The following is a 25088-nucleotide window of genomic DNA, read 5'->3' on the forward strand; positions in this document are numbered from 1 at the left end:
TGGAAATCGATGGCACGCCTGGTGCTGCCTTCGAGGCTGGAGTTGAAGAGGCCTGAAGGGTCCTCCAATGAGGCGCCCTTGGCGAAGGTCATCTTCACGACATTCCTGTACGTCTCGCCGGTGCAGATCATCCCGGCCTGCGACCACACCGGAACCCCTCTCCACTTCCACTCCTCGACCACTTCAGGGGCGGCCTGCCTGATGAGCATTCGGATCCGAGCGAGCATCTCGCCCCGCCAATCACCCAGCTCCTGGATTCTCGCATCGATCAGCTGAGAGGGAGAGTCTCCTCCTGGTCCTTCCTTCGAGCCGCTCGTCCTCTTCTTCATGGTTGCTGTCGCTTTCTTCACGGTTGTTGTCACTCGCCGTCACTTGAGGATCGCTGGTCGGAACCGGCTACCAACGCATCTCGCTTCCATCGGGGTCTTCGATGTCGAACCAGCTCATCACGTCGGGTCTCGTCTCGATTTCGGGTACATCGCCCCCCGTTCAGGAGCAGAAGGATAGAGCGGATACGCTATGCAACTTTACAAGTAAGGCCTAGCACGCTTTGGACCGTAGAAGATCACCCAGGTCTTGAAGTCCTCCGAGAATGTCTCGAAGCGATGCGGGACATAAGCCGGCACATACAGAAGATCGCCGGCTTCGAACGTGACAAACTCCTTGCCGCGGCTGAAGGTGCCGTGTCCTGACGCGATGATGTAAAGCTCATCCCGCTCATGCGGCTGCTGCTTGTCGGTGCCGACAGGCGCATAGAGTTCGATCGTGATTTCCTGGCCCTGCTCGAAGAACGTCTTGAACGGGCTCTCTGCTGAAAGGTGCGCCGCTGCCTCGGCGAGCATGACCTGAATATCGCTGCCTGAACCTTTTTCCACGGTGCATTCTCCATGATAAGGCCAAATGGAGAAACGGCGCGTCACCAAACCGGACGCGCCGCCTTTCCGCGGCTGAGGCTATTGAGAGCGACGATCAAAGCCGTCCGGCCAGCGCATCCTCGAAGAGCTTGCGGGCGCTCTCCTTGGTGATCGGCACCGGGTTGCCGCCGGCAGTGGGATCGTTGGGCGCCATGTCGGACATCTCGTCGAAACGCGCGCTGTCGACTTTCAGGCCCTCCAGCGTGTGCGGCACGCCGAGGTCCTTGCGCAGTTGCAGAACCCAATCGAGGAAGGCCTGGAACGACGGCTCTAGGCCGATATAGGCGGCAAGACGCTCGATCTTCGTCTCGATGGCCTTGCGGTTATAGACCAGAACGTAAGGCATGAAGACGGCGTTGGTGAGGCCGTGATGCGTGTCGTAGAGCGCACCGGTCGGGTGCGACAGCGCATGGATCGCGCCAAGGCCCTTCTGGAACGCGGTGGCGCCCATGGCGGCGGCCGACATCAGCTGTGCGCGCGCTTCGATGTCCTTGCCGTCCTTGTAGGCGCGCGGCAGGTACTCCTTCACGAGACGAATGCCTTCGACCGCGATGCCGTCGGCCATCGGGTGATAGCCGGGCGCGCAATAAGCCTCGATGCAATGTGCGAGCGCATCGAGACCCGTGCCCGCCGTGATGTGGGGCGGCATGCCGATTGTGAGTTCCGGATCGCAGATCACGATCTTCGGCATCATGAGCGGGTGGAAGATCACCTTCTTGGTGTGGGTTGCTTCCTGCGTGATGACGCCGGCGCGGCCCACTTCCGAGCCTGTGCCGGCGGTCGTCGGCACGGCGATGATCGGCAGGATTCCTGAAGGATCCGCACGGGTCCACCAATCGCCGATATCCTCGAAGTCCCACATGGGACGGGTCTGGCCCGCCATGAAGGCGATGACCTTGCCCGCATCGAGAGCCGAGCCGCCGCCGAAAGCGACGACGCCGTCGTGCTTGCCGCCCCGAAGCACTTCGAGGCCCTTGTAGACGTTCGTCTCGACCGGGTTCGGCTTGACGTCCGAGAAGATCGCAGCCTTGAAACCAGCACTGATGAGCTGGTCGAGCGCAGCTTTCGTCATGGCTTGAGTGGCGAGGAACGGATCCGTGACGATGAGCGGCGAGGACATGCCGACCGCCTTGCAGGCCTCGGCCAGTTCCGAAATGCGGCCTGCGCCGAAACGGACGGCGGTGGGATAATTCCAGTTGGAGCGGGGAGACGTGGTCATGATGCTTTCAATCAGATCTGACGGAGATGGTAGGATTTCGGACGGGTGAGCGACTCGTAGGCGAGGCGCGACAGGCTCGCGCCGCGGCCCGTATCCTTCACGCCGGTCCAGGCGAGAGCGGGATCGAGATAGTCGCAGCGATTCATGAACACGGTGCCGGTCTCGAGCTTCTCGCCGATGGCTTCGGCCGCATCGACATCCGAAGTCCAGATGGCAGCGGAGAGACCATAAGCCGAGTCGTTCATGAGGCGGATCGCCTCCTCGTCACCCTTCACCTTCATGATGCCGACGGTGGGGCCGAAGCTCTCCTCGCGCATGACGCTCATGGAGTGATCGACTCCTGTGAGCACCTGCGGCGCGAGATAGGCCGTGTTGCCGACATCAGCCGCAAAACGCCTGGCGTCAATGTGAGCCTTTGCACCCTTCGCCATCGCTTCCGCGTTCTGCTGGCGCACGATGTCTGCAAAGCGCCTATGCGCCATCGGACCGAGCGTCGTCGCCTCCTCCAGCGGATTGCCGAGCACGTATTTGTTCACGAGATCGACCGCGCCGTCCACAAAGCGGTCATAGTGCTTCTCGTGCACATAGATGCGCTCGATACCGCAGCAGCATTGCCCTGAGTTGAAGAAGGCACCGTCGACCAGGTTCTCGATGGCGTGGTCGATATTCGCATCCTCGCGCACATAGGCCGGGTCCTTGCCGCCGAGTTCGAGGCCGAGCGAGGTGAAGGAGCCTGCCGCCGCGCGCTCGATCGAACGGCCGCCGCCGACGGAGCCGGTGAAGTTGCAGTGATCGACGAGGCCGCCGCCAAGAATGCGGCTCGTCTGGTCGTGGCTCAGATGCATGTTCTGGAACAGGCCTTTCGGGAGCCCAGCGCGATCCATCGCCATCTGGAAGCGCTCGCCCGCGAGCACCGTCTGCGAGGCATGCTTCAACAGCACTGCGTTGCCGGCCATGAGCGCGGGCACGATGGTGTTGATGGCAGTCAGATAAGGATAATTCCAGGGCGCGATCACGAGCACGAGGCCCACGGGCTCGCGCTTGATCATGCGACGGAAGCCCGCCTTCTCGTCATCCGCGGGAATGTTCTGCAGACTCTTCTCCGCAATGCGGATCATGTAGCGCGCGCGTTCCTCGACGCCGCGGAACTCGCCGCCATAGCGTACCGGGCGGCCCATCATCTGGGCGATCTCCGGCACGACCTCCTGGTTCATGGCGAGCAGCGCATCAAGGAAGGCCGACACCTTGCTCGCGCGCTCGGAGAGAGGCACGTGCCGCCACGCAACTTGCGCTTCGCGGGCGGCCGTGATCGCCGCATCGATGGCGGCATCGGACATGATCGGCCGGCGGACGAGCTCGCGGCCGTCGATGGGGGAAATACAGACGATATCGGTATCAGCCATGATCTTACATTTGAATGACGACGGTCCGGTGAGGACCATCGTCCGCTCCTGGTTTGGGTCCTAAAGTCTCTTAGATGATTTCGAAGTAGCGGGCGAGCTGCCAATCGGTAATGGCCTTGCGTGCCTCCCTCTCCTCCCATTCGCGGGTGGCCGCGTAATGGTCGACGAAAGTGTCTCCGAAGAGTTCTCGCGCAGCCTTGGAGCCCTTCAGGCGCTCGGCGGCCTCGCCGAGGGAGCGCGGCAAAGCCCGCTCCTTCGGATGCTCCACGGCATAGGCGTTTCCTTCAATCGGTTCGCCAGGATCGACGCGGTTCTCAATGCCCCAGAGGCCGGAGCCGATGGCGGCGGCAAGGGCGATATACGGATTGATGTCGGCGGCAGCGACCCGATACTCCACGCGCTGCGACTTCTCGGAGCCGGGGATGACGCGCAGCGCCGTGGTGCGGTTCTCCACACCCCAGGCGGAATCCGTCGGAGCCCAGAAGCCTGGAATGAGGCGAGTGTAGCTGTTCACCGTGCAAGCCACCATGGCGAGGATCTCGGGCATCAGCTTCTGCTGTCCGCCCACATACCAGCGCATGGTCTCCGACATGTTGTGTTTGCCGTTCGGGTCATGGAACGCGCCCTTGCCGGTGTCGAGGTGGCGCAGCGATGAGTGCAGGTGACCGGACTGCCCGGGCCAGTCGCGCGACCACTTGGCCATGAAGGTGGCCATCCAGCCGCGACGCTGCGCGAGGATCTTCGTGTAGGTCTTGAACAGCACTGCCTTGTCGGCTGCCTTCAGTGCATCGTCGACACGGATCGCGGCTTCAAGCACACCGGGGCCCGTTTCCGTGTGCAGGCCCTCGATCTCGAAATCCATCCTGTTCGCGAGATCGAGCAGCTCGTGGTAGAAATCCGCGTGCACGCCCGAGCGCAGCACCGAATAGCCGAAGAAGCCCGGCGTGATGTTCTTGAGGTTCCTGTAGTCCTTCTCGCGCACGGAGTGCGGCGTTTCCTCGAAGAGGAAGAACTCGAACTCGGCCGCCGCCGACACGGCAAAGCCCATGTCTTCCGCCTTCTTCAACACGCGCCGCAGCACGCCGCGCGGGCAAGCCGGTTCGGCATAACCCTCGAATTCCGCCAGGAAGAAAGGCAGGTCGTTCTCGAAGGGGATGAGACGCATGGTCTGCGGCAGAATGCGCGCGGTCGCATCGGGATAAGCCGTATGCCATCCGGTCAGCGTGGTGTTGTCATAAAGCTGATCATTGGAGTCCCAGCCCAGCACCACGTCGCAGAAACCGAACCCCTTCTCGAGGGCGGATTCGAATTTGTCGCGAGCCATGTACTTGCCGCGCATGATGCCGTCGACATCGGTGAGGCCGATCTTCACGAAAGGCAGGTCGCGGCTGCGCACGTATTCGATTGCGTCGGCAGCGTTCTTGATTGTGGGAGCGGTCATGCTCGAAACCCCAACGAGAAAAGAAAAGGGAGCGCGCAGGATGCGCGCCCCCGATCGCATCAGTAGGACTTGTACTCGGCCTCGCCCTTGGACACGGCGAACTCCTCCTCCGGCGAGAGGATGAGCTTGTGGCGTCCATGAACCAGGAAGTAGGCCATCATGACCGCATAGTAGATCGCAACGCCGATGACGGCCGTCTGGAAGACAGGATCCGTGAACTGGAAGTACAAGGTGATGGCTGCGATCACCATGCAGACGACGGCACCTGCGATGCCGAACGGGCTCTTGTAGGGCCGGGCGAGATGCGGGAACTTCTTCTTGAGCACGATATAGGACATGCCCTGCATGAAGTAGGCCAGCATCGCGCCTGCGACTGCCATGTTGAGCAGCGTGCCGCCGATGACGGTCGCACCGGCTTCCGAACCCCTGACGAACCAGATGATCAGCATCACCGCCAGGCCGAGCAGCGCACCCGTGATGAGCGCGATATGCGGCGACTTGCGCGTGCCGTGCGTGACCGACAGGAAGGACGGGAAGTAGCCGGCTCGCGAAAGCGAGTAGATCTGCCGTCCGAAGGCGAAGATGATCGTGTGGAACGAGGCGATGAGGCCGATCACGGCGACAGCTGCCAGGATCTTCGCGATATCCGTGCCGAAGAGCGTCCGGAAGCCATCGAGCAGCGGCTCGCCCGACTTCGCAATGCCGAACGCACCCGGCGCAATCCCCGAGTTCAGGAAGACCACGCAGAAGGCGGAGACGATCAGCGTCAGGATGCCCGCGATGATGCCCTTGGGCATGTCGCGCTGCGGATCGTGCGATTCTTCCGCGGCCAAAGGCAGCTGCTCGATGGCAAGGAAGAGCCACACGGCAAACGGCATGGTGGCGAAGATGCCGCCGATGCCCATCGGCAGGAACGGTCCGCCGCCATTCGGCAATTCGGCGCCGTCAGGTCCGATGTTCAACGCCCAGCGCGAAAAGTCGAACTGGCCCGAGAGCAGAACGGATACGTAGAAGACGACGAGGCACGCCAGTGCCAGCAGGGTCACCGCGACGGTCACCTTGAACGAGAGCTCGACGCCGACGACGTTGAGCCCCACGAACAAGGCGTAACACAGGACCCAGTAGACCGGTTGGAATTCCGGCGCCGTGCCGAAGATCGCCGACAGATATGAGCCGATGAAGAAAACGATCACCGCCGGTGTCAGCACGAACTCGATGTTCTCGGCGATGCCCGTGATGTATCCCGCCCACGGACCCATCGAGGTGCGTGCGAACGAGTACGCACCGCCCGTATGCGGCAGGGCCGGAGACATCTCCGCAATGGAGAAGGTCAGGCCCAGATACATGATGGCGATGATGATCGTGGCGAAGAACATGGAGCCGAAGCCATTGACGAGGCCTAGATTCCAGCCCGAGTAATGACCCGAAATCACGGCTCCGACGCCGAGCGCCCAAAGCGACCACACACGCGCATGACGTCTGAGACGCCGGGCCTCGAAGTAGCTTTCATCCACGGTGGTGTAGGTAATGCCGGCAGCGCCTTGCACCCCGGCAGGCGGGGCGTGAACCCCAGGATTTCCTTGTCCGACTGACATCGACTCGTCCTCCACGAATAATCTGTCCCCTTTGACCATGGCACCTCATGCGCCATGGCTGTCGTCAAAGCGTCTGCGCGCCCTCCCTCAAAAGCGGCGCAAGACGGTGAGCCCACGATGCCTGTCCGTCTTCCGTGCGGATCAGATCATTGCGGATTTCGATCATCAGCGGCGCAAGCCCGCGCCTCTCGGCGTGGCGCTCGAGGGTGTGGAACACCCGGTCCGCCGGCGAATAGGGTTCGTTCATGCCCACATTCAGGGCCGGATCCTTGCGCAATCCGGCTTCGACGCTTTTCGCAAAACGCGCGTCGTGATCGTGGATGAGGCCGATATGCCAGGGACGCTGCACGTCCCGGTAGACCGGCGTGAACGAATGGATGGAGACGACGCTGCGCGTCTGCCCCGCCTTCACGCGCGGCTCGATGACGCCGTCAACCGTCCCGTGGAATGCCTCGTACACCTCGCGCACGCGATAGGCGCGCTCGGCCGGATCGAGGTTCTGGTTGGCGGGGATGGTGGTGCGTTCGCTCAAGGTCCAGATGGAATCCGGAGCGGACGGATCGCGGTTGAGATCGAGCACGAGGCGCGAGACGGTGGCATAGATCAGCGGCGCGTCGAGAAGCCGGGAAAGCTCCTTGGCGACCCCAAGCGCGCCGGGGTCCCATGCAATGTGGCTTTCGAGCTGCTCGGGGGTCAGGCCGAGCGTGCCGTAACGGTCTGGAAGCTGCCTGGAGGCGTGTTCGCAAATGAGCAGGATGGATGAGCGCCCTTGGGGGTTCTCGACGAGAGCAACCGGCTCCGCCACCTGGGTGGCGGGTTCCTGGCCGGTTGCCATCCGACTCGCATGCGCCATGCGGTCCTCCGTTCGCCTGCAGGATGCAGGTTGAAAAGCTCTCGATTGAACGCTTGGTACGTTTCTTACAGATTTTTCTTAATTGAAATTTTTGGTACAGCTTTTGGAAGCCGTCAAGGAGGGGGGATGAAACATTCCAACATGAAAAATGACAGCATGATCCCTCCTGTCGATCCGCCAAGCCTGGCCGAGCGCATCCGCCTCGACATGGATTCATTCACGCCCAGCGAGAAGCGGGCCGCACACCTGCTGCTCAGCCATTACCCCTTTGCCGGCCTCGATACGGTGGCGGAATTCGCCACCCGCGCCGGGATCTCCGCTCCGTCGGTTCTGCGCTTCGTGACGAGGCTGGGCTTCAGCGGCTTTCCGGATTTCCAGAAGCATCTGCGCGAAGAGCTCGAGGCGCAGCTCCTCTCCCCCCTTGCCAAGGCCAGCCCCTTGGACAAGAGCCAGGGCGCCCCGGCGCTCGCTTCTTTCGCCGAGGCGGTGATCGGCAATCTGCGCGCAACGGTGGAAAACATCGCGCCTGCCGAGTTCGACGCGGTGGTGGAACTTTTAAGCGACCCCCGCCGCCACATCCACTTCACGGGCGGACGCTTCACCGGCGCGCTCGCGCGCTACGCTGAAAGCCATTTCCGCATCGTGCGCAGCCAAGTGGATTTCATTGAAGGTCAGCCAGCTCTCTGGCGCGATCGGATGATCGAGATCGGCAAGAAGGACGTGATCGTCGCCTTCGACATCCGCCGTTATCAGGAGGACGTGACTGCGCTTTGCGAAACGGCGGCGAAGCAGGGAGCGACGGTCGTTCTGCTCACGGACCCCTGGATCTCGCCCATCGCGCGCGTCGCCCGCCACGTGCTGCCTGCCCACATCGTGGCGCCCTCGAACTGGGACTCGTCGACAGGTCTCCTGCTCATCACCGAGGCGCTCGTTGCCGCTGTGACAAAGCGTTTGTGGGAGACGGCGAAGCCGCGCATGGAAGCGGTGGAGCGGCTGCGCAACGAGAAGCCGTGAGGATTACTCGGCGTCAGCCAGTTTTCCACGCTGCAGCCAGCCCACGGCGAAAGGCAGAACCAGGCCGATGCCGAGAAAGCGGACGAGATGGTGGATGCCGACATAGAGCGGATCGAGACCAAGGACGAGAGCGAGCACGGTCATGGCCTCGAGACCTCCAGGCGCGAAGGCAACGAGGCTGTTGGCGAAGCTCACACCGGCAAGCCACGTTGCGAGGGCTGCGAAGATCACTGCAACCCCCATGCCAACGGAGAAGGAGCCTAAAGCCGCAACGAGGGCTCGCCTCAAGGTCGAGCGCTGAATGTTGCGAAAACGCTCGGCGATGAAGAGGCCGATCAACACAAGACCTCCGGTGGCAATCACCGGCGGGATGACCCCGGTCACGAGTTCGGTGCCGTGACTGACCGAGCTGACGACGGTTGCGCCCAACAGGATGGGTGCCGCCACTTTCAAGCCCTGGAGCACGAGTCCCAGGGTAAGGCCGCCGAGCAGGACGAAGGCCAAGCCGCCTGGGCTTTCGACCGGCATGCCCTGCCCGATCAACGCGTTCGTATTGCCTCCTCCCCCCGTGGCCACAACCACGCTGGGGAGAAGCGCGATGAGCACGAAGAGACGCAGGTTCTGCACGATGGCGACGGACGGCACATCCGCCTTCCGATCCGCAGCGACGGCGAGCACCGTCGAGAGCGCGCCGGGTACGGACGCCAGCAAAGCATCGGCCTTGCGCCAGCCGGAGATGCGCGTGAGCCAAAAGGTGGAGGCGAGCGAAATTGCCAGGACCCCGATCACCAGAAGCATTAGGCTGCCTGGATAGCGCCCGATGGCGTCAATGGCAGCAGGGGTTACAGCTGCTCCCATGGCTGCGCCTGAGACGAGCATGGCGGCATCGGCAAGCGCGCGCGGCATGGGTACCGCCCATCCCGAGAGCCCCCACAACGCAGCCGCAATGGCAGAGCCCGACAGCCATGCCGCCGGAACGCCGAGCCAATAAAAGACGAGACCGCCGAGACCCGCGATCAGGATCTGAGCGACGTGAGCAAGAATGAGACGCATATCCAGAAATGAAGCAGAGCCCACCAGAGGCTCTGCTCACTCAATGACCGCCATGCGCGGCGGGGTCAACCTATGGATTTGCTGGCGGGGTATGCAACGGAGGATAGGCTATCGGCTCTGCGCCTCACGCGATCAGCCGCGGCAGGGCGGCATGGATGCGCTTGACCGCCTCCTCCAGATCCTCCGCCCTGCGCAAGTAGCAAAGGCGCAAATAGCCCTCGCCCGCATCGCCGAAGGCGTTGCCTGGTGCAAGGCCCACATTCGCTTCGTCGATGAGGCGGAAAGCGATGCCTTTGGAGCTCTTCGCGCCCTTGATCTTCAGGAAAGCGTAGAAGGCGCCGTTCGGCGGCGGCAGTTCCACGAGGCCCGTCTCCGCCAGCTTCTTGACGATCTCGCGCCCGCGCTTGGCCTTGACGATCTGGTCGGCCAGGAAATCCTCGCCCTGCTCGATGGCCGCAACGCCCGCGCGCTGGATGAAGGTGGGCGTGCCGGAGGTCTGATACTGAACGAGGTTCTCGATCACCTGGCCCATGACAGGCGGCGCTTCGAGCCAGCCGAGACGCCATCCGGTCATCGCCCAGTTCTTCGAGAAGGTCTGGATGAAGAGAATGCGATCCTCCGGCTCCATCACGTCGCGGAAGGACGGCGCGCGCCCGTCAACGGTGAGCGCCGGATCGTGGATGAAGCGCCCATAGATCTCGTCTGCCACGATCCACAATCCATGCTTGCGCGCCATGTCGAGCACGGCGCGCAGATCGTCATGGCTTGCGGTCCAACCGGTGGGGTTGGAGGGGGAGTTCAACACGACGGCGCGGGTGCGCGGCGTGATCGATTTTTCCAGCCGCTCGAAATCGAGATGCCAGCCTTTTGCGTCGATGTTCATGGGAACGGCGACGGGACGCGCGCCGGCGATGGTGATGGCGCCGGCGAAATTCGGCCATGCGGGCGTGGGGATCAGCACCTCGTCACCATTGCCGCACACCATGCGAAACGCAATCTGCATCGCAGGCATCCCGCCTGAGGTGACGAAGAAACGCTCCGGATCGAAGGTCTTGCGATAGACCCTCTCGTGATAGCGCGCGATCGCCTGGCGCAGATCCGGGATGCCGCGCTGATAGGTGTAGAAGGTCTCGCCGTCCTGCAGCGAGCGCGTTGCCGCGTCGCAGATGAAAGAAGGCGTCGACAAATCGCCCTCGCCCACCCAGAGCGGGATGATGCCGGGCTTATTCCTTCCATAGGAGAACACATCGACGATGCCGCTGGTGGGAGCCTGCAGGGCTTCCGCGCGCAGGTTGAAGGTCGAGGGAATCGAGACGGATGCGTTCATCACACGGAGGTCCTTGCCAAACGGGTGAACAGGGATGACCTGTCCACCTGCCGAAGGCAAGCCTTCAGACCGCACCCATGACAAGAAGCTAAGAGTTCCATCGAAACGGGTGATGGATCACACCGTACGACCGGTCTTCAAGAGATCGCGGATTTCGGTGAGAAGCTTCACATCCGCCGGGATCTCCGGCGGCTTCTCTGCCGTGCCGGTCTTGGCATCCTCGGCGCGGCGCAGGCGATTCATGCCTTTGACGAGGAGGAACAGGATCCACGCGATGATGAGGAAGTTGATCGCAACCGTAATGAAGTTGCCCCAGCCGAGCACCGCGCCCTGCTTCTTGGCTTCCTCCAGCGACTGCGCCGTGACATTGCCCGAGAGCGCCGTGAAGTAGTTCGAGAAGTCGAGGCCGCCGGTGACGGCCCCGATGATCGGCATGAAGACGTCGCCGACGAGGGAATCCACGATCTTGCCGAAGGCTGCGCCGATGATGATGCCGATGGCAAGATCGACCACATTGCCGCGCAGGGCGAATTGCTTGAACTCGTTCCACATGACCGGACCTCCTTGAGCTTGGTCGACAAGCGTAAAGGTGCCCGGTCGAGGAATATCGTCAAGCCTCGCGGGCGGCAAGAAGGCCGTGAACGTCCAGGTGACGGGTGACCATCTGGAGCTCGCCATCCGGCGTGCGCGGCCACTGGTCCTCGGGACGGTCGACATAGAGCTCGATGCCGTTGCCATCCGGATCGCTCAGGTAAAGCGCCTCGCTCACACCGTGGTCGCTCGCGCCCTGCAACGGAATGCGCGCCTCGATCAGACGATGGAGAGCATCGGCCAGAGCCGCCCGCGTGGGATAGAGGATCGCCACGTGATAGAGGCCCGTCGTGCCGGGAGGCGGCGGGGAACCGCCTTGGCTCTCCCAGGTATTGAGGCCGATATGGTGGTGATAGCCGCCCGCCGCGACGAAGGCGGCCTGCCGGCCGTAGCGCTGCATCAACTGGAAGCCGAGCACACCGCAATAGAAGGCGAGCGAGCGCTCGAGATCCGCCACCTTGAGGTGGACATGGCCGATCCGGACGCCCGGATCGATGGGACGAGCCGCCGAAAGTCCGGCGGCCTCATTGGAGATGGGTTTGATCATGGCCGTTTCACTCAAGCCGAGCGAACGGACAACGCAGGAGCAGCCTTCGACGATCCCGTCTTGAGCGCATAAGCGCCCTCACCCAAGAGAGCCTGCGCCAGCAGCGCCACGATCCAGAACGCCAGGAATTCCCAGCCGCCCTTCGGGTTGGAGAAGAAGAAGCCGGCCGGGCCATGCACCGTGAAGATGGCGCCGAGCAGGATCGGAACGAGGGCCAAAGCCACCCAGCGGGCGTAGAAGCCGGCGATCAGGGCAACACCGCCGATAACCTCGGCTAGGATCACCACATAGGCGAGGAACCCGGGCAAGCCGAGGCTGCCGAAGAACTGAGCCGTTCCGGCAGGGGTGAAGACGAAGATCTTCAGGCCGGCATGGGCCAGGAAGAGAGCGCCTAGGGTCACGCGCAGTATGAGCGCGGCGTAGGGAGCAGTGCGGGTATCGATCATGGGGATCTCCTGAAACTCGATGAGTTCCATATGACCTCATCCCGACAGGATGATAATCCATGCCACAGAATATCAATTCACCCTGATAGAGTGAGATCCTCTCCCCTCGCCCTCCTGCCAGTGGCGCTTGCCCTCTCCAGAGAGTAAAGCTGGTTCCAGCTGGGAGTTTAAGGGTTTTGAGCATATGGTCGCCACCTGGGCGGTTGTCTTATCGGCGCTGGTTTATCTCTGCTTCCTATTCACGGTTGCGTATTGGGGCGACGATGCCGGCAGGCGCTTCGTCCAGGGGCCATGGCGCTCCACCATCGCCTCGCTGGCGCTTGCGGTCTATTGCACCTCCTGGACCTTCTTCGGCTCCGTAGGGCTGGCCAGCCGCTCGGGCTTCGATTTTCTCGCCATCTATATCGGCCCGATCCTGGTCATCACCTTGGGACACGCCCTCGTCCGGCGTGTGATCCAGGTTGCCAAGACGCAGAACATCTCCTCCATCGCCGACTTCGTCGCTGCCCGCTACGGCAAGAGCGAGCCCGTCGCCGCCATCGTCAGCCTGATCGCGCTCGTAGGCTCCGTTCCCTACATCGCGCTTCAGCTGAAGGCGGTCTCGTCCTCCCTCGACGTGTTCCTGACGAAGGCCAACGGCATGCCACCGCCGGATCTGCCCTTCATCGGCGATCTCGCGCTCATCGTCGCCCTTGTCCTTGCAGGCTTCGCAGTCGCCTTCGGCACGCGCCATCCGGATGCCACCGAGCACCAGGACGGCCTCATCATGGCGATTTCGGTCGAGTCCATCGTGAAGCTCGTCGCCTTCCTGGTGGTCGGGGGCTACGTGACCTTCGTGATGTTCGACGGCTATGACAGCATCGTGGAGCGTCTCATCGCTCAAGGCACCACGGATAGTCTGCTTGAGCGGACTTCAGGCTTCGGCAGCTTCATTACCCTTATTCTTCTCTCGAGCATCGCCACCCTGCTGCTACCCCGCCAATTCCACGTGACAGTGGTGGAGAACCACTCCCTCCGGGATCTGAAGCGGGCCGCCTGGATGTTCCCGCTCTATCTCGTCCTCATCAATCTGTTCGTTATTCCGATCGCGCTTGCCGGCATGGCCACTTTTCCAGGCGATGGGATTGATCGCGACATGACCGTGCTGGCCCTGCCGCTGGCCGATCAGGCCGGCACGATTGCCGTGCTGACCTTCCTCGGCGGGTTCTCTGCTGCGACAGCCATGGTCATCGTCGACTCCGTGGCCATCGCGGTGATGATCTCCAACCACCTCGTCATGCCCATCGTCCTGCGCCGCCGCGCCTTTGCCGGCGTGGATCCGGGCAGCTTCGTCATCGCCGTGCGGCGCATCTCCATCGTGCTGGTGATCCTGCTGGGCTATGCCTATTATCGCGCTTCCGGCGAGGCTGCGCTCGCAGCCATCGGCCTTCTCTCGTTCGCTGCCGTCGCGCAGGTTGCGCCTGTCTTTATCGGCGGCCTCATCTGGTCGCGCGGCACCGCGCTCGGAGCCAGCGTCGGCCTCATCGTGGGCTTCCTCACCTGGCTCTATACGCTTCTGCTGCCGAGCCTCGTCTGGGATGGCGTGTTCTGGTCCGACGTGGTGGTCTCCGGTCCCTTCGGCATCGAAGCTCTTAAACCCACCGCACTCTTCGGTGTCGACCTGCCTCAGCTCACGCACGGCGTCGTCTGGAGTCTCTCCCTCAACATTCTCTGCTATATCGGCTTCTCGCTCTGGCGTCCCGCCACGGCGATGGAGCAGATCCAGGCGAATGTCTTCGTCGGAGAGCCGCACACCTCCGTTGCGCCGAGCTTCCGTCTCTTCCGCGCCAGTGTGACCGTCGACGAGTTGCGCGCCACCGTTTCCCGCTATCTGGGCGAAGAACGCACGACCCGCTCCTTCGAGGGCTTCAGCCACAGCCGCGGACAGAATCTGGAGCCGCGCGCTGAAGCCGATATTCACCTTCTGCGCTACGCGGAGCATCTGCTGGCCTCCGCCATCGGCACGGCCTCTTCGCGTCTGGCGCTGTCGCTTCTGCTGCGTCGCCGCACCGTTTCGACGGAAGCGGCCCTCAAGCTGCTCGACGACGCGTCCGCCGCCATTCAGCATAGCCGCGATCTGCTTCAGCATGCCCTCAACTATGCCAAGCAGGGCATCACCGTGATCGACCGAGACCTGCGGCTGCTCGCCTGGAATCAGGCTTTCATCGATCTCTACGACATGCCGCCCAACTTCGTGCAGGTGGGCATCGGCATGGACCGCATCGTTCGCTACAACGCCGCACGCGGCTCCTACGGTCCGGGCCGGATCGACGATCAGGTGGCCGCGCGCCTGCACTCGTTCCAGCATGATGTGGAGCCGGTGCGCCTCAAACTCTATCCGTCCGGCAAAGTCATCGAGATCCGTTCGAACCTGCTGCCGGATGGTGGCCACGTGACGACCTATACGGATGTGACCGAGGCCGTTCTGGCGGAGGAAGAAAGCCGCCGCGCGAACGAGACGCTCGAGCAGCGCGTGCGCGAGCGTACGGAGGAACTGACGCGCCTCAACGAGGCGCTCCGCAGCGCGAAGGCGGAAGCGGATGAAGCGAATATTTCCAAGACGCGCTTCCTCGCCGCCGCATCCCACGACATTCTGCAGCCGCTCAACGCGGCGCGCCTCTATGCGACATCGCTTGTGGAGCGCGATCGCGAGGCTGGCGATGCGACGCTTGCCGAGAACATCGACGCCTCGCTCGATGCGGTTGAGGAAATCCTCACGGCCATTCTCGACATCTCGCGCCTCGATACAGGCGCGATGAAGCCGCAATGGTCGAGCTTCCGCATGGACGAGTTGCTCCGCCAGCTGCAGCGCGAGTTCGACCCGATTGCGAAGGCGAAGGGCTTGAAGCTCATCTTCGTGCCCTCCTCGCTCACCGTGCGTTCCGATCGTCGCCTGCTGCGCCGTCTCCTGCAGAACCTTGTGTCCAACGCGATCAAGTACACGCCGGCAGGCCGCGTTCTCGTTGGCGCTCGCCATCGCGGCTCTCACCTTATCCTGGAGGTGTGGGATACGGGGCTCGGCATTCCGCCCTCGAAGCAGAGAATCGTCTTCCGCGAGTTCCAGCGCCTCGACCAGGGTGCGAAGGCCGCGCGAGGCCTCGGACTTGGTCTCTCCATCGTGGAGCGCCTCGGGCGCGTGCTGAAGCATCCGGTCACCCTCAAATCGGAGGTGGGGCGCGGCTCGGTCTTCCGTGTCGAGGTGCCCGTGGTCGCGGCTCTGCCTGAAACCATTGCGGCACCCGAGCCGCCGAAGGCTCCGCTGACCGTTCTCTCAGGACTGCGCGTGCTCGTGATCGACAACGAGCCGGCCATTCTTGAGGGCATGCGCCTGCTGCTGTCGGGCTGGGGCTGCGACGTGTGGACGGCCTCCGATCTCGACACGGCCCATCAGGTCCTCCGGACCCACAGGGGTCTGCCTGAGGTGATCATCGCCGATTACCACCTCGACGACACGGATGGCCTCGAACTCATCAAGGCTCTGCGCTGGAAAACGCAAGTTGACACGCCTGCCATTCTCGTGACCGCCGACCGCACGCCCGTCGTGCGGGATGCCGCCGCCGCCATGAACGTGCACGTGCTGAACAAGCCCTTGAAGCCCGCAGCCCTGCGCGCGCTGCTCACGCAATGGCGTGCTACGCGGGTGGCCGCGGAGTAAACACCAACGCACCGTCATCACCGGCCTCGTGCCGGTGATCTCGATGAATGAAAGCACAGCACTCTTTGGATCGAGACGGCCGGGACTGATCCCCGGATCAAGTCCGGGGACGGCCATGGCGAGCGTATCAATCAGGCTTCAAGGCGTGATCGACCGCAGCAATCGCGTGGATGGTCGTGGTGTCGAAGAGGGGCACAGCGCTGTCTTCTTCCGATACCAGCAGCATGATCTCCGTGCAGCCGAGAATGACGGCTTGCGCTCCCTTCTCGACCAGGCGCGCGATGATGGCCCGATAGGCCTTCTTGGATTCCGGATTGATCCTGCCCAGAACGAGCTCTTTGTAGATCACGTCATGCACGGCCTGCCTGTCGTCCGCGTCGGGCACGATCACATCGAGACCATGCTGCCTCTGCAGGCGGCCCTTGTAAAAGTCCTGCTCCATGGTGAAGGCCGTGCCGAGCAGGCCCACGCGCCGGATGCCAGCAGCGGTGATCTTCTCGGCGGTAGGATCGGCGATGTGGAGCAGCGGGATGCTGACCGAGGACGTGATTGCATCGGCCAAACGATGCATCGTGTTGGTGCACAGCACGATGAAGTCGGCCCCTCCCCGCTCCAGGTGAAGAGCCGCATCCTTCATGACCTCGGCGAGCCTGTCCCACTCGCCCGCATGCTGGAGCTGCTTGATCTCGTCGAAATCGACGGACCACATGAGGCTGCGTGCCGAATGTACGCCGCCCAGGCGCCGCAGCATTTCCTGGTTGATGATGCGGTAATACTCGGCCGAGCTTTCCCAGCTCATCCCGCCGATGAGCCCGATGGTCTTCTTCTGCTGCATGGAAGCCTCAGACGGCAGGCCTGTAGGGCGCGCGGCCACTGCTCAGCGCATCATCGAGCAGATCAAGGCGATCCTGGCCCCAGAACACCTCGCCGTCGAGCACGTAAGACGGAGAGCCAAAGACGTCCGCCGCCACCGCGTTCTCGAGATTGAGCGCGTAGATCGCCTCCGTGGTGCTGCCGGTGGCGATGTCCATCAAGGCGGAGGAATCGAGGCCCGCCTGTTCCGCGAGCTCGGTGAGAACGAGCGGGTCGGCGAGATTGCGCTCCTCCTCCCACACGGCCGCAAAGGCGCGGCGCAGGAAGGCATCGGGGCTCTTGCCCGTGGTCGTGATCGCGATCACGTAGCGATCGGCCAGGTTCACATCGAAGGGCCAATGCTTCGGAGTGATGGAGAAGGACAGCCCACGCTTTTCGCGCCAGCGCTGGAGCTCGACAAGGCGATAGCGCTGCCGGGCAGGGTGGCGCTGAGGCAGCGGCAAACCGCCGGTCTCGGAGAAGACGCGGCCCAGAAACACGGGTTTGAAGTTCACCTCAGCCCCGTACCGCTGCACGATATCCATGAAGGGAGCATGACCGATATAGGCCCAGGGGCTTACGAGCGAGAAATAATAGTCGATGACACGAGGCATGGGTTCCAAGCTTCACGATTCAGGCCAGAGGAAGATGGGCCTAACCTTGAACCATCACGCCGCTCTCTTCAACGTCTCTTCTGCATGAAGAAATGCCTCGACCTCGGGCGCAGCCAGAGGAGGCTCCGCCTGCAGGCCGATTTCCGACAGGAGGCGGTCCATGGGAACAAAGCGGCGCTCCTTGCGGTCGTAGAGGCCCGCCCTGACCAGCGCGATGGCATTGAGAACCGGGCTTCCATCCCTGGCCTTCGAGACCAGCCGATGCTCCATCACCACATGACCCTCGGACCAGGTGAGAATGCGCGTCTCCAGGGTGAAGGGCTGGAACAGCCGCATCTCGCGCCGAAAACGGATCTGTCCCCCGTTCACAACCGGAACCCAGCCGTGCTTGAGGATCGGGCGCCACAGGCGCGAGCGAATCATGATGTCCGTGCGGCCCAGATCCATGAGGGTCCAGTAGCGCCCGTTGTTCATATGCAGCGACGTGTCGAGATCGTGCGGCCACACGCGAAATGCGAGGCTCGAGACGTCCTTCACCGGATCGAGCTTTGCTCTGAAGAACGAAGTGATGATGAGATGGAGAACGCGCAGCCACAGATTCATGTCATGCCCATTCCGCTGATGCGCTGAAATGCGATGAGGTCGAGAGACGGCGCATCGAGACCGAAGCTGGTCAGCAGGCAATGGGCCTGGCCGCGATGATGGGTCTGGTGATTGAAGAAGTGCATGAGCGCCGGAGCCAGAGGCTGTTCGATGTCGGTCGGGCTCGACATCGTCCGATAGCGGATCCTTCCTACGAGATCGGCCGCGGACAAGCCATCGACATAGGCCACGATCCGTTCGTCTTCCTTCCGGCGCGCCTCCTTAAGATCGGACAGGCTCTCGAACAGAATGGCATCGAGCCGGTTCGCGACCTCTCCCTCGCCCGTGAAGCGTTTCAGCCAGATGCGGTCAGCCACGAGGATGTGGTTCAACGTGCCGTGCAGCGACTTGAAGAACGCTCCGCGATCTGCGCGGTAATCCTCATCCGACAGCTGCGCGGCCGCCTCATAGATGCGCTCGTTGCACCAGGCATTGTAGGCCGCCATCATGGCAAAGTGCGGCTTCATGGCGAAGGCTCCTTCATGTCCGTCTTTCGCGTCATGCGATGCTGCGAAGCATCGGTCAAGATAGCCTTGTCCATCCCGTCGGTCATGGCCATCCCTCCGTCATGCCCGCGCTTGTCGCGGGCATCCACGTCTTTTTGGTGCAGGGCTCCCCAAGACGTGCCCCAAGACGTGGATCCCCGGCACAAGGCCGGGGATGACGAGGAGCCATGACGCTCAAGCAGCCTTCTTCGCTGCGGCGCGACCGTAGAAGGTCTCGCCGGAAGCGGCCATGTCGAGGAGAAGCTTCGGCGGGGCAAAGCGCTCGCCATGCTTGGCCTGCAGCCTTTGGCACAGCTCCACAAAGGTCTTCGCACCCATGAAGTCGATGTAGGACAAGGCACCGCCCGTATAAGGCGCGAAGCCGAAGCCGAGGATCGAGCCGACATCCGCCTCGCGCGGATCGGTGACGACACCTTCCTCGAAGGTGCGAGCGGCTTCGAGAGCCTGCGTCACGAGAAGGCGCTGCTTCAACTCCTGCATGTCGACGAGCTCCGGCTCCACATGCTTCGCCTGAAGATCCTTCAGACCCGGCCACAGACGCTTCTGGCCACTCTCCGGATAATCGTAGAACCCTTTCCGGTTCTTGCGACCGAGGCGGCCCTCCTTCTCCACGAGGGTTGTCAGCAGTTCCTCCTGCTGCGGCACGATGGCGGCCTCGCCCAGCTGCGCCTTCGTGGCCTTGAGGATCTTGAGCCCCAGATCGACGCCGACTTCATCGTTCAGCGAGAGCGGACCGACCGGCATGCCGGCCTGTTTGCCCGCCTGCTCGATCATCGCTGCGGGCAGGCCTTCCGTGAACATGAGATGGCCTTCGAGAATGTAGGCCAGCACGCAACGGTTGGCGAAGAAGCCGCGCGAGTCGTTGACGACGATGGGCGTCTTCTTGATCAGGCGCACATAGTCGAGCGCAGTGGCGAGCGCCTTGTCGCCGGTTTCCTTGCCCATGATGATCTCGACCAGCATCATCTTCTCGACCGGCGAGAAGAAGTGGATGCCGATGAACTGGCCTGCATTCCTGGAGTTCTTGGCAAGGCCGGTGATCGGCAGCGTCGAGGTGTTGGAGGCGAAGATGCAATCCGGCCGGATCGCGGCTTCCACCTTCTGGATCACCTCGGCCTTCACCGCCGGATCCTCGAACACGGCCTCGATCACGAGATCGCAATCGGCAAGATCGCTGTAATCGGCGCTTGCCCTGATGCGCCCGAGCAGAGCATCACGATCGGCCGTCTTGGCACGGCCTTTCATGATCTGATCGGACATGAGCTTGTGCGAATGGGCCTTGCCCTTCTCCGCCGCCTCCGTGTCGCGGTCGATCAGCACGACCTCGAGACCCGCATTGGCGGTGACGTAAGCCACGCTCGCGCCCATGAATCCGGCGCCAATGACGCCGACCTTCCTGATGGTCGTCGGCGGCACGTCCTTCGGACGGCGTGCGCCCTTGTTCAGGTCCTGCATGGAGATGAAAAGCGTGCGGATCATCGCCGCAGCTTCCTTCGAGCGCAGGATCTTGGCGAACCAACGCGACTCCACCTTCAGCGCAAGATCCATCGGCAGCTGCAGGCCCTGGTAGACCGTTTCCAGGATCGCGCGGATCGCCGGGTAATTGTCCTGCGTCTCGCGACGATAGATGGCGTTGGCCGGCGGCCAGATCTGCATGCCGGCGGCGGAATAGACCTTGTTCGAGGGCAGCTTGTAGCCCTTCTGGTCCCACGGCGCGATGGCCGAACCGCCTTGTCTGATCCAGTCCTTCGCCGTCTGCACGATCTGGTCGCGCGGCGCGACGGCATGGACGAGGCCCATGTTGCGGGCCATGAGCGGGCGGAGCTGCTCGCCCTTGAAGAGCATCTGCAATGCGTCGCCGGTCTGCATCAGACGCGGCACGCGCTGCGTGCCGCCTGCGCCCGGGAAGAGGCCGACCTTCACCTCGGGCAGACCGACGCGGGTGGAGTCGACGTCCGACAGAACACGGAAATGGCAGGCAAGCGCCAGCTCGAAGGCACCGCCGAGACATACGCCATGGATCGCGATCGCGAACGGCTTGCCGCAGGTCTCCAAACGACGATAGAGCAGCGAGAGTTTTCGCGACTCTTCGAAGAGGAACGCAGTCGCTGCCTCCTCGCCCTTCTCCTTGGCAACCCGCAGATACTGCGCATTGGAGGACTGGAGCATGGTGAGGTCCGCGCCGCCGGAGAAGGATTCCTTGCCGGACGTGATGACGCAACCCTTGATGGCTTCGTCACCGGCAACCTTTTCGATGATCTGGGACAGCTCGTCCATCACCTGCGGGGTGATGACGTTCATGGAGCGGTCCTTCATGTCCCAGGTCGCGAGTGCAATGCCGTCGGCATCGACCTCGAAGCGGAAATTGGTGAAGTTCGTCATGGGGGTTCTCCCGTCTCCGCTGTTCTTTAAACGCGCTCGATGATGGCAGCCGTGCCCATGCCGGCGGCGACGCAGAGCGTGATCAATGCCGTCTGCCTGTTGGTGCGCTCCAGTTCGTCGAGCACCGTGCCGAGGATCATGGCACCGGTGGCACCGAGCGGATGGCCCATGGCGATCGCGCCGCCATTCACGTTGACCTTCGCCGGATCGAGGTCGAGCGCTTGCATATAGCGCAGCACCACGGCCGAGAACGCCTCGTTGATCTCGAAGAGATCGATGTCGTCCTTCGTCATGCCCGCTTTTTTAAGCGCGAGCTCCGACACGTCGATGGGCCCGGTGAGCATGAGGGCGAGATCGGAGCCGATGGAGGCGAAACCTTTCAGGCGCGCGCGGGGCTTACACCCCATCTTCGTGCCGCCTTCTTTTGAGCCGACGAGCACGGCAGACGCGCCGTCCACGATGCCAGACGAGTTGCCGGCATGATGCACGTGGTCGATGAACTCCACATCCGGATGCGCTGCGATGGCCACCGCATCGAAGCCGCCCATCTCGCCCATCTGCACGAAGGCGGCTTTCAGCTGGCCCAGCGACTGCATGTCGGTTCCCGGACGCATGTGCTCGTCACGGTTCAGAATCGTGAGACCGTTCACGTCCTTCACCGGCACGACGGACTTCGAAAAGCGCCCCTCGTTCCAGGCCCTCGCGGCACGCTTCTGCGACTCGACCGCATAGGCATCGACGTCATCGCGGGTGAAGCCGTATTTCGTGGCGATGAGATCCGCCGAGATGCCCTGAGGCAGGAAGTAGTTGGAAATGGCGATGCCCGGATCGACCGGCCATGCGCCGCCGGACGCGCCCATGCCGACGCGGCTCATGGATTCGACACCGCCGCCGATGGCGATGTCCTTCATGCCGGACATGACCTGGGCTGCGGCGAGGTTCACCGCATCGAGTCCCGAGGCGCAGAAGCGGTTGATCTGCACGCCGGGCACTTCCTTGCCGAAGCCAGCCTTGAGGGCCGCTGCACGCGCGATGTCGCCGCCCGCCTCGCCGACCGGATCGACGCAGCCGAGCACCACGTCTTCCACCAGCATCGGATCGAGATCGTTGCGCTTGCGGATGGCGTCGAGTGCCGTGACGGCGAGATCGACCGCGGGCACTTCGTGGAGTGAGCCATCCGGCTTGCCGCGCCCGCGCGGGGTGCGAACGGCGTCATAGATAAATGCTTCGGCCATGAGGGCCTCCCAGGTTCTTCGTGTCGTTTAGAAAGCTTCCATCGGCATCGCCATGGTGACATCCGCACCGGACGAGATGCGGGCCAGGCGCACGCCGGTCTCCGGCATCATGCGCTCCATGAAGAAGCGTCCCGTCAGCAGCTTTGCGTCCATCGTCTCGGCGGCGCCATCGCCTTGTGCTTTCCTGGCGTGCGCGGCCTTCGCCATTTTGGCCCACATGTAGCCCATGGCAACGGTGCCGAACAGGTGCATGTAGTCGGTCGCGCCGGCACCCGCGTTGTCGGGCTTTGCCATCGCATTCTGCATGAACCACATGGTGGCCTGCTGCAGATGGCCGAGTCCCTGCTGCAGTGGCGCGATGAAGCCCTTCAGGCTCTCGTCGCTCGCGTTTTCCTGGCAGAAGGTGCCGACCTCGCTGAAGAAGGCCATGATGGCGCGGCCGCCATCCTTGCCGAGCTTGCGACCGACGAGATCCATGGCCTGAATGCCGTTGGCGCCCTCGTAGATCATGGCGATACGGGCATCGCGCACGAACTGCGACATGCCCCATTCCTCGATATAGCCGTGGCCGCCGAACATCTGCTGCGCCTTCACGGCGTTCTCGAAGCCGAGATCGGTGAGCACTCCCTTCACCACCGGCGTCATGAGCCCCATGTAATCCTCGGCCGTCTGGCGCTGCGCCTCATCCGAGGAGCGATGCGCGATGTCGCTGTTCAGCCCGGTCCAGACGATGAGCGCGCGCGCCGCCTCGTTGAAGGACTTGATGGAGAGAAGCGTGCGGCGCACGTCCGGATGCACGATGATCGGATCGGCGGGCTTGTCCGGGAATTTCGGTCCGTTGAGCGAGCGGCCCTGCAGACGATCCTTCGCATAGGCGACGGCGTTCTGATAGGCGACTTCGGATTGCGAGAGCCCTTGTACGCCCACCGCGAGACGCGCCTCGTTCATCATCACGAACATGGCGTTCAGGCCGCGGTTCTCCTCGCCCACGAGCCAGCCCTTCGCCCCGTCATAGTTCATGACGCAGGTGGCGTTGCCGTGAATGCCCATCTTGTGCTCGATCGAGCCGCAGGACACGCCGTTCCTCTCGCCCAGCGAACCATCCGTGTTGATGAGGAATTTCGGCACGACGAAGAGCGAGATGCCCTTGGTGCCGGCAGGCGCGCCTTCGATGCGTGCGAGAACGAGATGGACGATGTTCTCCGCCATGTCGTGCTCGCCGGCGGAGATGAAGATCTTGGTACCGGAGATGGCATAGGAGCCGTCGCCGTTCGGAACGGCCTTTGTCTTGAGCAGGCCCAGATCCGTGCCGCAATGGGGTTCGGTCAGGTTCATGGTGCCGGTCCACGCGCCCTCGACCATCTTCGGCAGATAGGTGCGCTTCTGCTCTTCGGTACCGTGCACCAGGAGCGCCGCAATGGCACCTTGGGTGAGCCCCGGATACATGCCGAGCGCCAGGTTCGCCGAGGAGATGAATTCCTGCATCACGGTATTGAGGACGGAGGGCAGCCCCTGCCCGCCGAATTCCTCCGGCGCCGACAGGCCCATCCAGCCGCCGGAGGCATAGGCCTCATAGGCTTGCCTGAAGCCCTTCGGCGTGGTCACCGAGCCGTCCGGCTTGCGGGTGCACCCCTCCTGGTCGCCCGTGAGGTTGAGGGGCGCGAACACCTCTTCGCAGAGCTTGGCGCCCTCGGCGAGGATGGCCTCCACCACATCCGGCGTTGCATCGGCAAAGCCGGGCAGATTGTTGTAGCGCTCGATGGGGAAGACATCGTTCAAGAGGAACATGACGTCTTCGACAGGGGCCTTGTAAACCGGCATTCGCTCTTCCTCCGAAATCGGCTGGCGGCAGCCCTGAAGGGCGCTCGGCCAACCCCATAGATAGTTCACATATAAACCATCTATCCCTCTTGGGAAGAGGTAGGGCGCAAAATCTCGTGCGACACAGACGAAAGTTGGGGACGCCCAATCCCCTCCTGCCCCAGAGCATTTTCCGGCGAAGTGGATCCGGTTCGCCGTCAGAAAATGCGGCAGAACAATGAGGAGAGCCGTTTCCGCTTGCGTGGAAACGGCTCTAGAGGTCGCCTCGATTTCCGCGACGACCAGGGCCCCTCATGGAAGAGAGCCTTCTAAAGCGGATGCGCCCAGAGGCGTCGGGCGGACATCACTCTCGGCCACCGGTCGCATCGAGAAGAGATTGAGGAAGGTGCCGGTTCTAGAGCTGTTTCCATGCCCATGGAAACAGCTCCCTTCTTTGCTGCGCCGCATTTTTCGGCGAACCGGATCCACTTCGCCGAAAAATGCTCTAGGCTGCGGCGGCCAAGCTGATGCGGCGCGCCCGGAGTTCCTTGAGAGCCTCTTCGATCTCGAGCTTCTGCTGCTCAAGATGGCGGATCTGGTCCTCGACCTGATCGAGAGAGAGCTTGAGGTTCATGGCGGGGCCGTTCGCCGAACGCTCCTCGGCCAGCATGGCGCGGATTTCGGTGAGGGTGAAGCCGAGTTGCTTTCCCTTCAGGATGACGGAGAGGCGCTCACGGTCGCGGGCATCGTAGATACGGGCGGTGCCGTCGCGGCGGGGAGAGAGACGGCCACGGTCCTCGTAGAAGCGCAGGGTGCGCAGCGTTACGCCGAATTCGCGGGCGAGATCCCCGATCGTGAAAGCCTTCGTGCCCTCACCCATTTCGCTAGGATTGGAACCGGTTGCATTTTGGCTCATCGAATTGCCCCGTCAGTTGTTTGTTCTTTTGATCCAGTGCATCG

At 62.8% G+C, this 25088-nt stretch carries 22 protein-coding genes; 2 read left to right on the plus strand and 20 right to left on the minus strand.

Annotated features, from left to right (window positions below; translation table 11 throughout):
• From AA309_RS28425 to AA309_RS28455, 7 genes are all read right to left on the minus strand, one after another.
• Positions 1–350, minus strand: a 350-nt coding sequence (locus AA309_RS28425) for a DUF1801 domain-containing protein (protein WP_047192411.1), incomplete at its 3' end; no start/stop codon positions are given.
• Positions 351–527: 177 nt separating this feature from the next.
• Entirely contained in the window at positions 528–875 is a 348-nt protein-coding gene (locus AA309_RS28430) for a cupin domain-containing protein (protein WP_200902067.1), read from the minus strand.
• 94 nt (positions 876–969) lie between these two features.
• Complete coding sequence (locus AA309_RS28435) at positions 970–2133, minus strand: iron-containing alcohol dehydrogenase (RefSeq protein ID WP_047192391.1); 1164 nt, start codon at positions 2131–2133, stop codon at positions 970–972.
• Positions 2134–2144: 11 nt separating this feature from the next.
• Complete coding sequence (locus tag AA309_RS28440; RefSeq protein WP_047192413.1) at positions 2145–3536, minus strand: aldehyde dehydrogenase family protein; 1392 nt, start codon at positions 3534–3536, stop codon at positions 2145–2147.
• A gap of 70 nt (positions 3537–3606) precedes the next feature.
• Positions 3607–4977 (minus strand): glutamine synthetase family protein, encoded by a 1371-nt coding sequence (locus AA309_RS28445; protein WP_047192414.1) that lies wholly within the window; start codon positions 4975–4977, stop codon positions 3607–3609.
• 59 nt (positions 4978–5036) lie between these two features.
• Entirely contained in the window at positions 5037–6572 is a 1536-nt protein-coding gene (locus AA309_RS28450; RefSeq protein WP_047192415.1) for an amino acid permease, read from the minus strand.
• A 64-nt stretch (positions 6573–6636) separates the two neighbouring features.
• Complete coding sequence (locus AA309_RS28455) at positions 6637–7425, minus strand: N-formylglutamate amidohydrolase (RefSeq protein ID WP_052955064.1); 789 nt, start codon at positions 7423–7425, stop codon at positions 6637–6639.
• Between the two features lie 126 nt (positions 7426–7551).
• On the opposite strand from AA309_RS28455, the gene AA309_RS28460 reads away from it, so the two are divergent.
• Entirely contained in the window at positions 7552–8439 is an 888-nt protein-coding gene (locus tag AA309_RS28460; protein ID WP_244470526.1) for a MurR/RpiR family transcriptional regulator, read from the plus strand.
• A gap of 3 nt (positions 8440–8442) precedes the next feature.
• Here the strand turns inward: AA309_RS28460 and AA309_RS28465 are convergent, their stop codons facing one another.
• The 5 genes from AA309_RS28465 to AA309_RS28485 all read right to left on the minus strand — a co-directional run bounded on the left by AA309_RS28465 (position 8443) and on the right by AA309_RS28485 (position 12403).
• Positions 8443–9516 (minus strand): AbrB family transcriptional regulator, encoded by a 1074-nt coding sequence (locus AA309_RS28465; RefSeq protein WP_244470527.1) that lies wholly within the window; start codon positions 9514–9516, stop codon positions 8443–8445.
• A 100-nt stretch (positions 9517–9616) separates the two neighbouring features.
• Complete coding sequence (locus AA309_RS28470; RefSeq protein ID WP_047192418.1) at positions 9617–10819, minus strand: pyridoxal phosphate-dependent aminotransferase; 1203 nt, start codon at positions 10817–10819, stop codon at positions 9617–9619.
• Positions 10820–10936: 117 nt separating this feature from the next.
• On the minus strand, positions 10937–11371 hold the full coding sequence (gene mscL, locus AA309_RS28475; protein WP_047192393.1) for a large conductance mechanosensitive channel protein MscL: 435 nt from the start codon (positions 11369–11371) through the stop codon (positions 10937–10939).
• 58 nt (positions 11372–11429) lie between these two features.
• Positions 11430–11957: a VOC family protein gene (locus AA309_RS28480; RefSeq protein WP_047192394.1), complete on the minus strand. Its 528-nt coding sequence runs from the start codon at positions 11955–11957 to the stop codon at positions 11430–11432.
• An 11-nt stretch (positions 11958–11968) separates the two neighbouring features.
• Complete coding sequence (locus AA309_RS28485) at positions 11969–12403, minus strand: DoxX family protein (protein ID WP_047192419.1); 435 nt, start codon at positions 12401–12403, stop codon at positions 11969–11971.
• 184 nt (positions 12404–12587) lie between these two features.
• Here AA309_RS28485 and AA309_RS28490 point away from each other — a divergent pair, with 184 nt between their 5' ends.
• Positions 12588–16097: a hybrid sensor histidine kinase/response regulator gene (locus AA309_RS28490; protein ID WP_047192395.1), complete on the plus strand. Its 3510-nt coding sequence runs from the start codon at positions 12588–12590 to the stop codon at positions 16095–16097.
• A 127-nt stretch (positions 16098–16224) separates the two neighbouring features.
• On the opposite strand, the gene AA309_RS28495 is transcribed toward AA309_RS28490, so the two are convergent.
• The 8 genes from AA309_RS28495 to AA309_RS28530 form a co-directional block, all read right to left on the minus strand.
• Positions 16225–16932, minus strand: a complete 708-nt coding sequence (locus AA309_RS28495; RefSeq protein WP_047192396.1) for an aspartate/glutamate racemase family protein — start codon at positions 16930–16932, stop codon at positions 16225–16227.
• Positions 16933–16939: 7 nt separating this feature from the next.
• Entirely contained in the window at positions 16940–17563 is a 624-nt protein-coding gene (locus AA309_RS28500) for a 2-hydroxychromene-2-carboxylate isomerase (RefSeq protein WP_047192397.1), read from the minus strand.
• A gap of 54 nt (positions 17564–17617) precedes the next feature.
• Positions 17618–18166, minus strand: a complete 549-nt coding sequence (locus tag AA309_RS28505; protein ID WP_047192398.1) for an acyl-CoA thioesterase — start codon at positions 18164–18166, stop codon at positions 17618–17620.
• Positions 18163–18672 (minus strand): DinB family protein, encoded by a 510-nt coding sequence (locus AA309_RS28510; RefSeq protein WP_047192399.1) that lies wholly within the window; start codon positions 18670–18672, stop codon positions 18163–18165. Before AA309_RS28510 ends, AA309_RS28505 begins: the two co-directional genes overlap by 4 nt.
• Positions 18673–18885: 213 nt before the next feature.
• On the minus strand, positions 18886–21093 hold the full coding sequence (locus AA309_RS28515; RefSeq protein ID WP_047192400.1) for an FAD-dependent oxidoreductase: 2208 nt from the start codon (positions 21091–21093) through the stop codon (positions 18886–18888).
• 26 nt (positions 21094–21119) lie between these two features.
• Positions 21120–22328, minus strand: a complete 1209-nt coding sequence (locus AA309_RS28520) for an acetyl-CoA C-acetyltransferase (RefSeq protein WP_047192401.1) — start codon at positions 22326–22328, stop codon at positions 21120–21122.
• 27 nt (positions 22329–22355) lie between these two features.
• Positions 22356–24149: an acyl-CoA dehydrogenase C-terminal domain-containing protein gene (locus AA309_RS28525; RefSeq protein ID WP_047192402.1), complete on the minus strand. Its 1794-nt coding sequence runs from the start codon at positions 24147–24149 to the stop codon at positions 22356–22358.
• A 484-nt stretch (positions 24150–24633) separates the two neighbouring features.
• Complete coding sequence (locus AA309_RS28530) at positions 24634–25044, minus strand: MerR family transcriptional regulator (RefSeq protein WP_047192403.1); 411 nt, start codon at positions 25042–25044, stop codon at positions 24634–24636.
• Positions 25045–25088 lie beyond the last annotated feature (44 nt).

The sequence above is a fragment of the Microvirga vignae genome, assembly GCF_001017175.1.
Lineage (GTDB): Bacteria > Pseudomonadota > Alphaproteobacteria > Rhizobiales > Beijerinckiaceae > Microvirga > Microvirga vignae.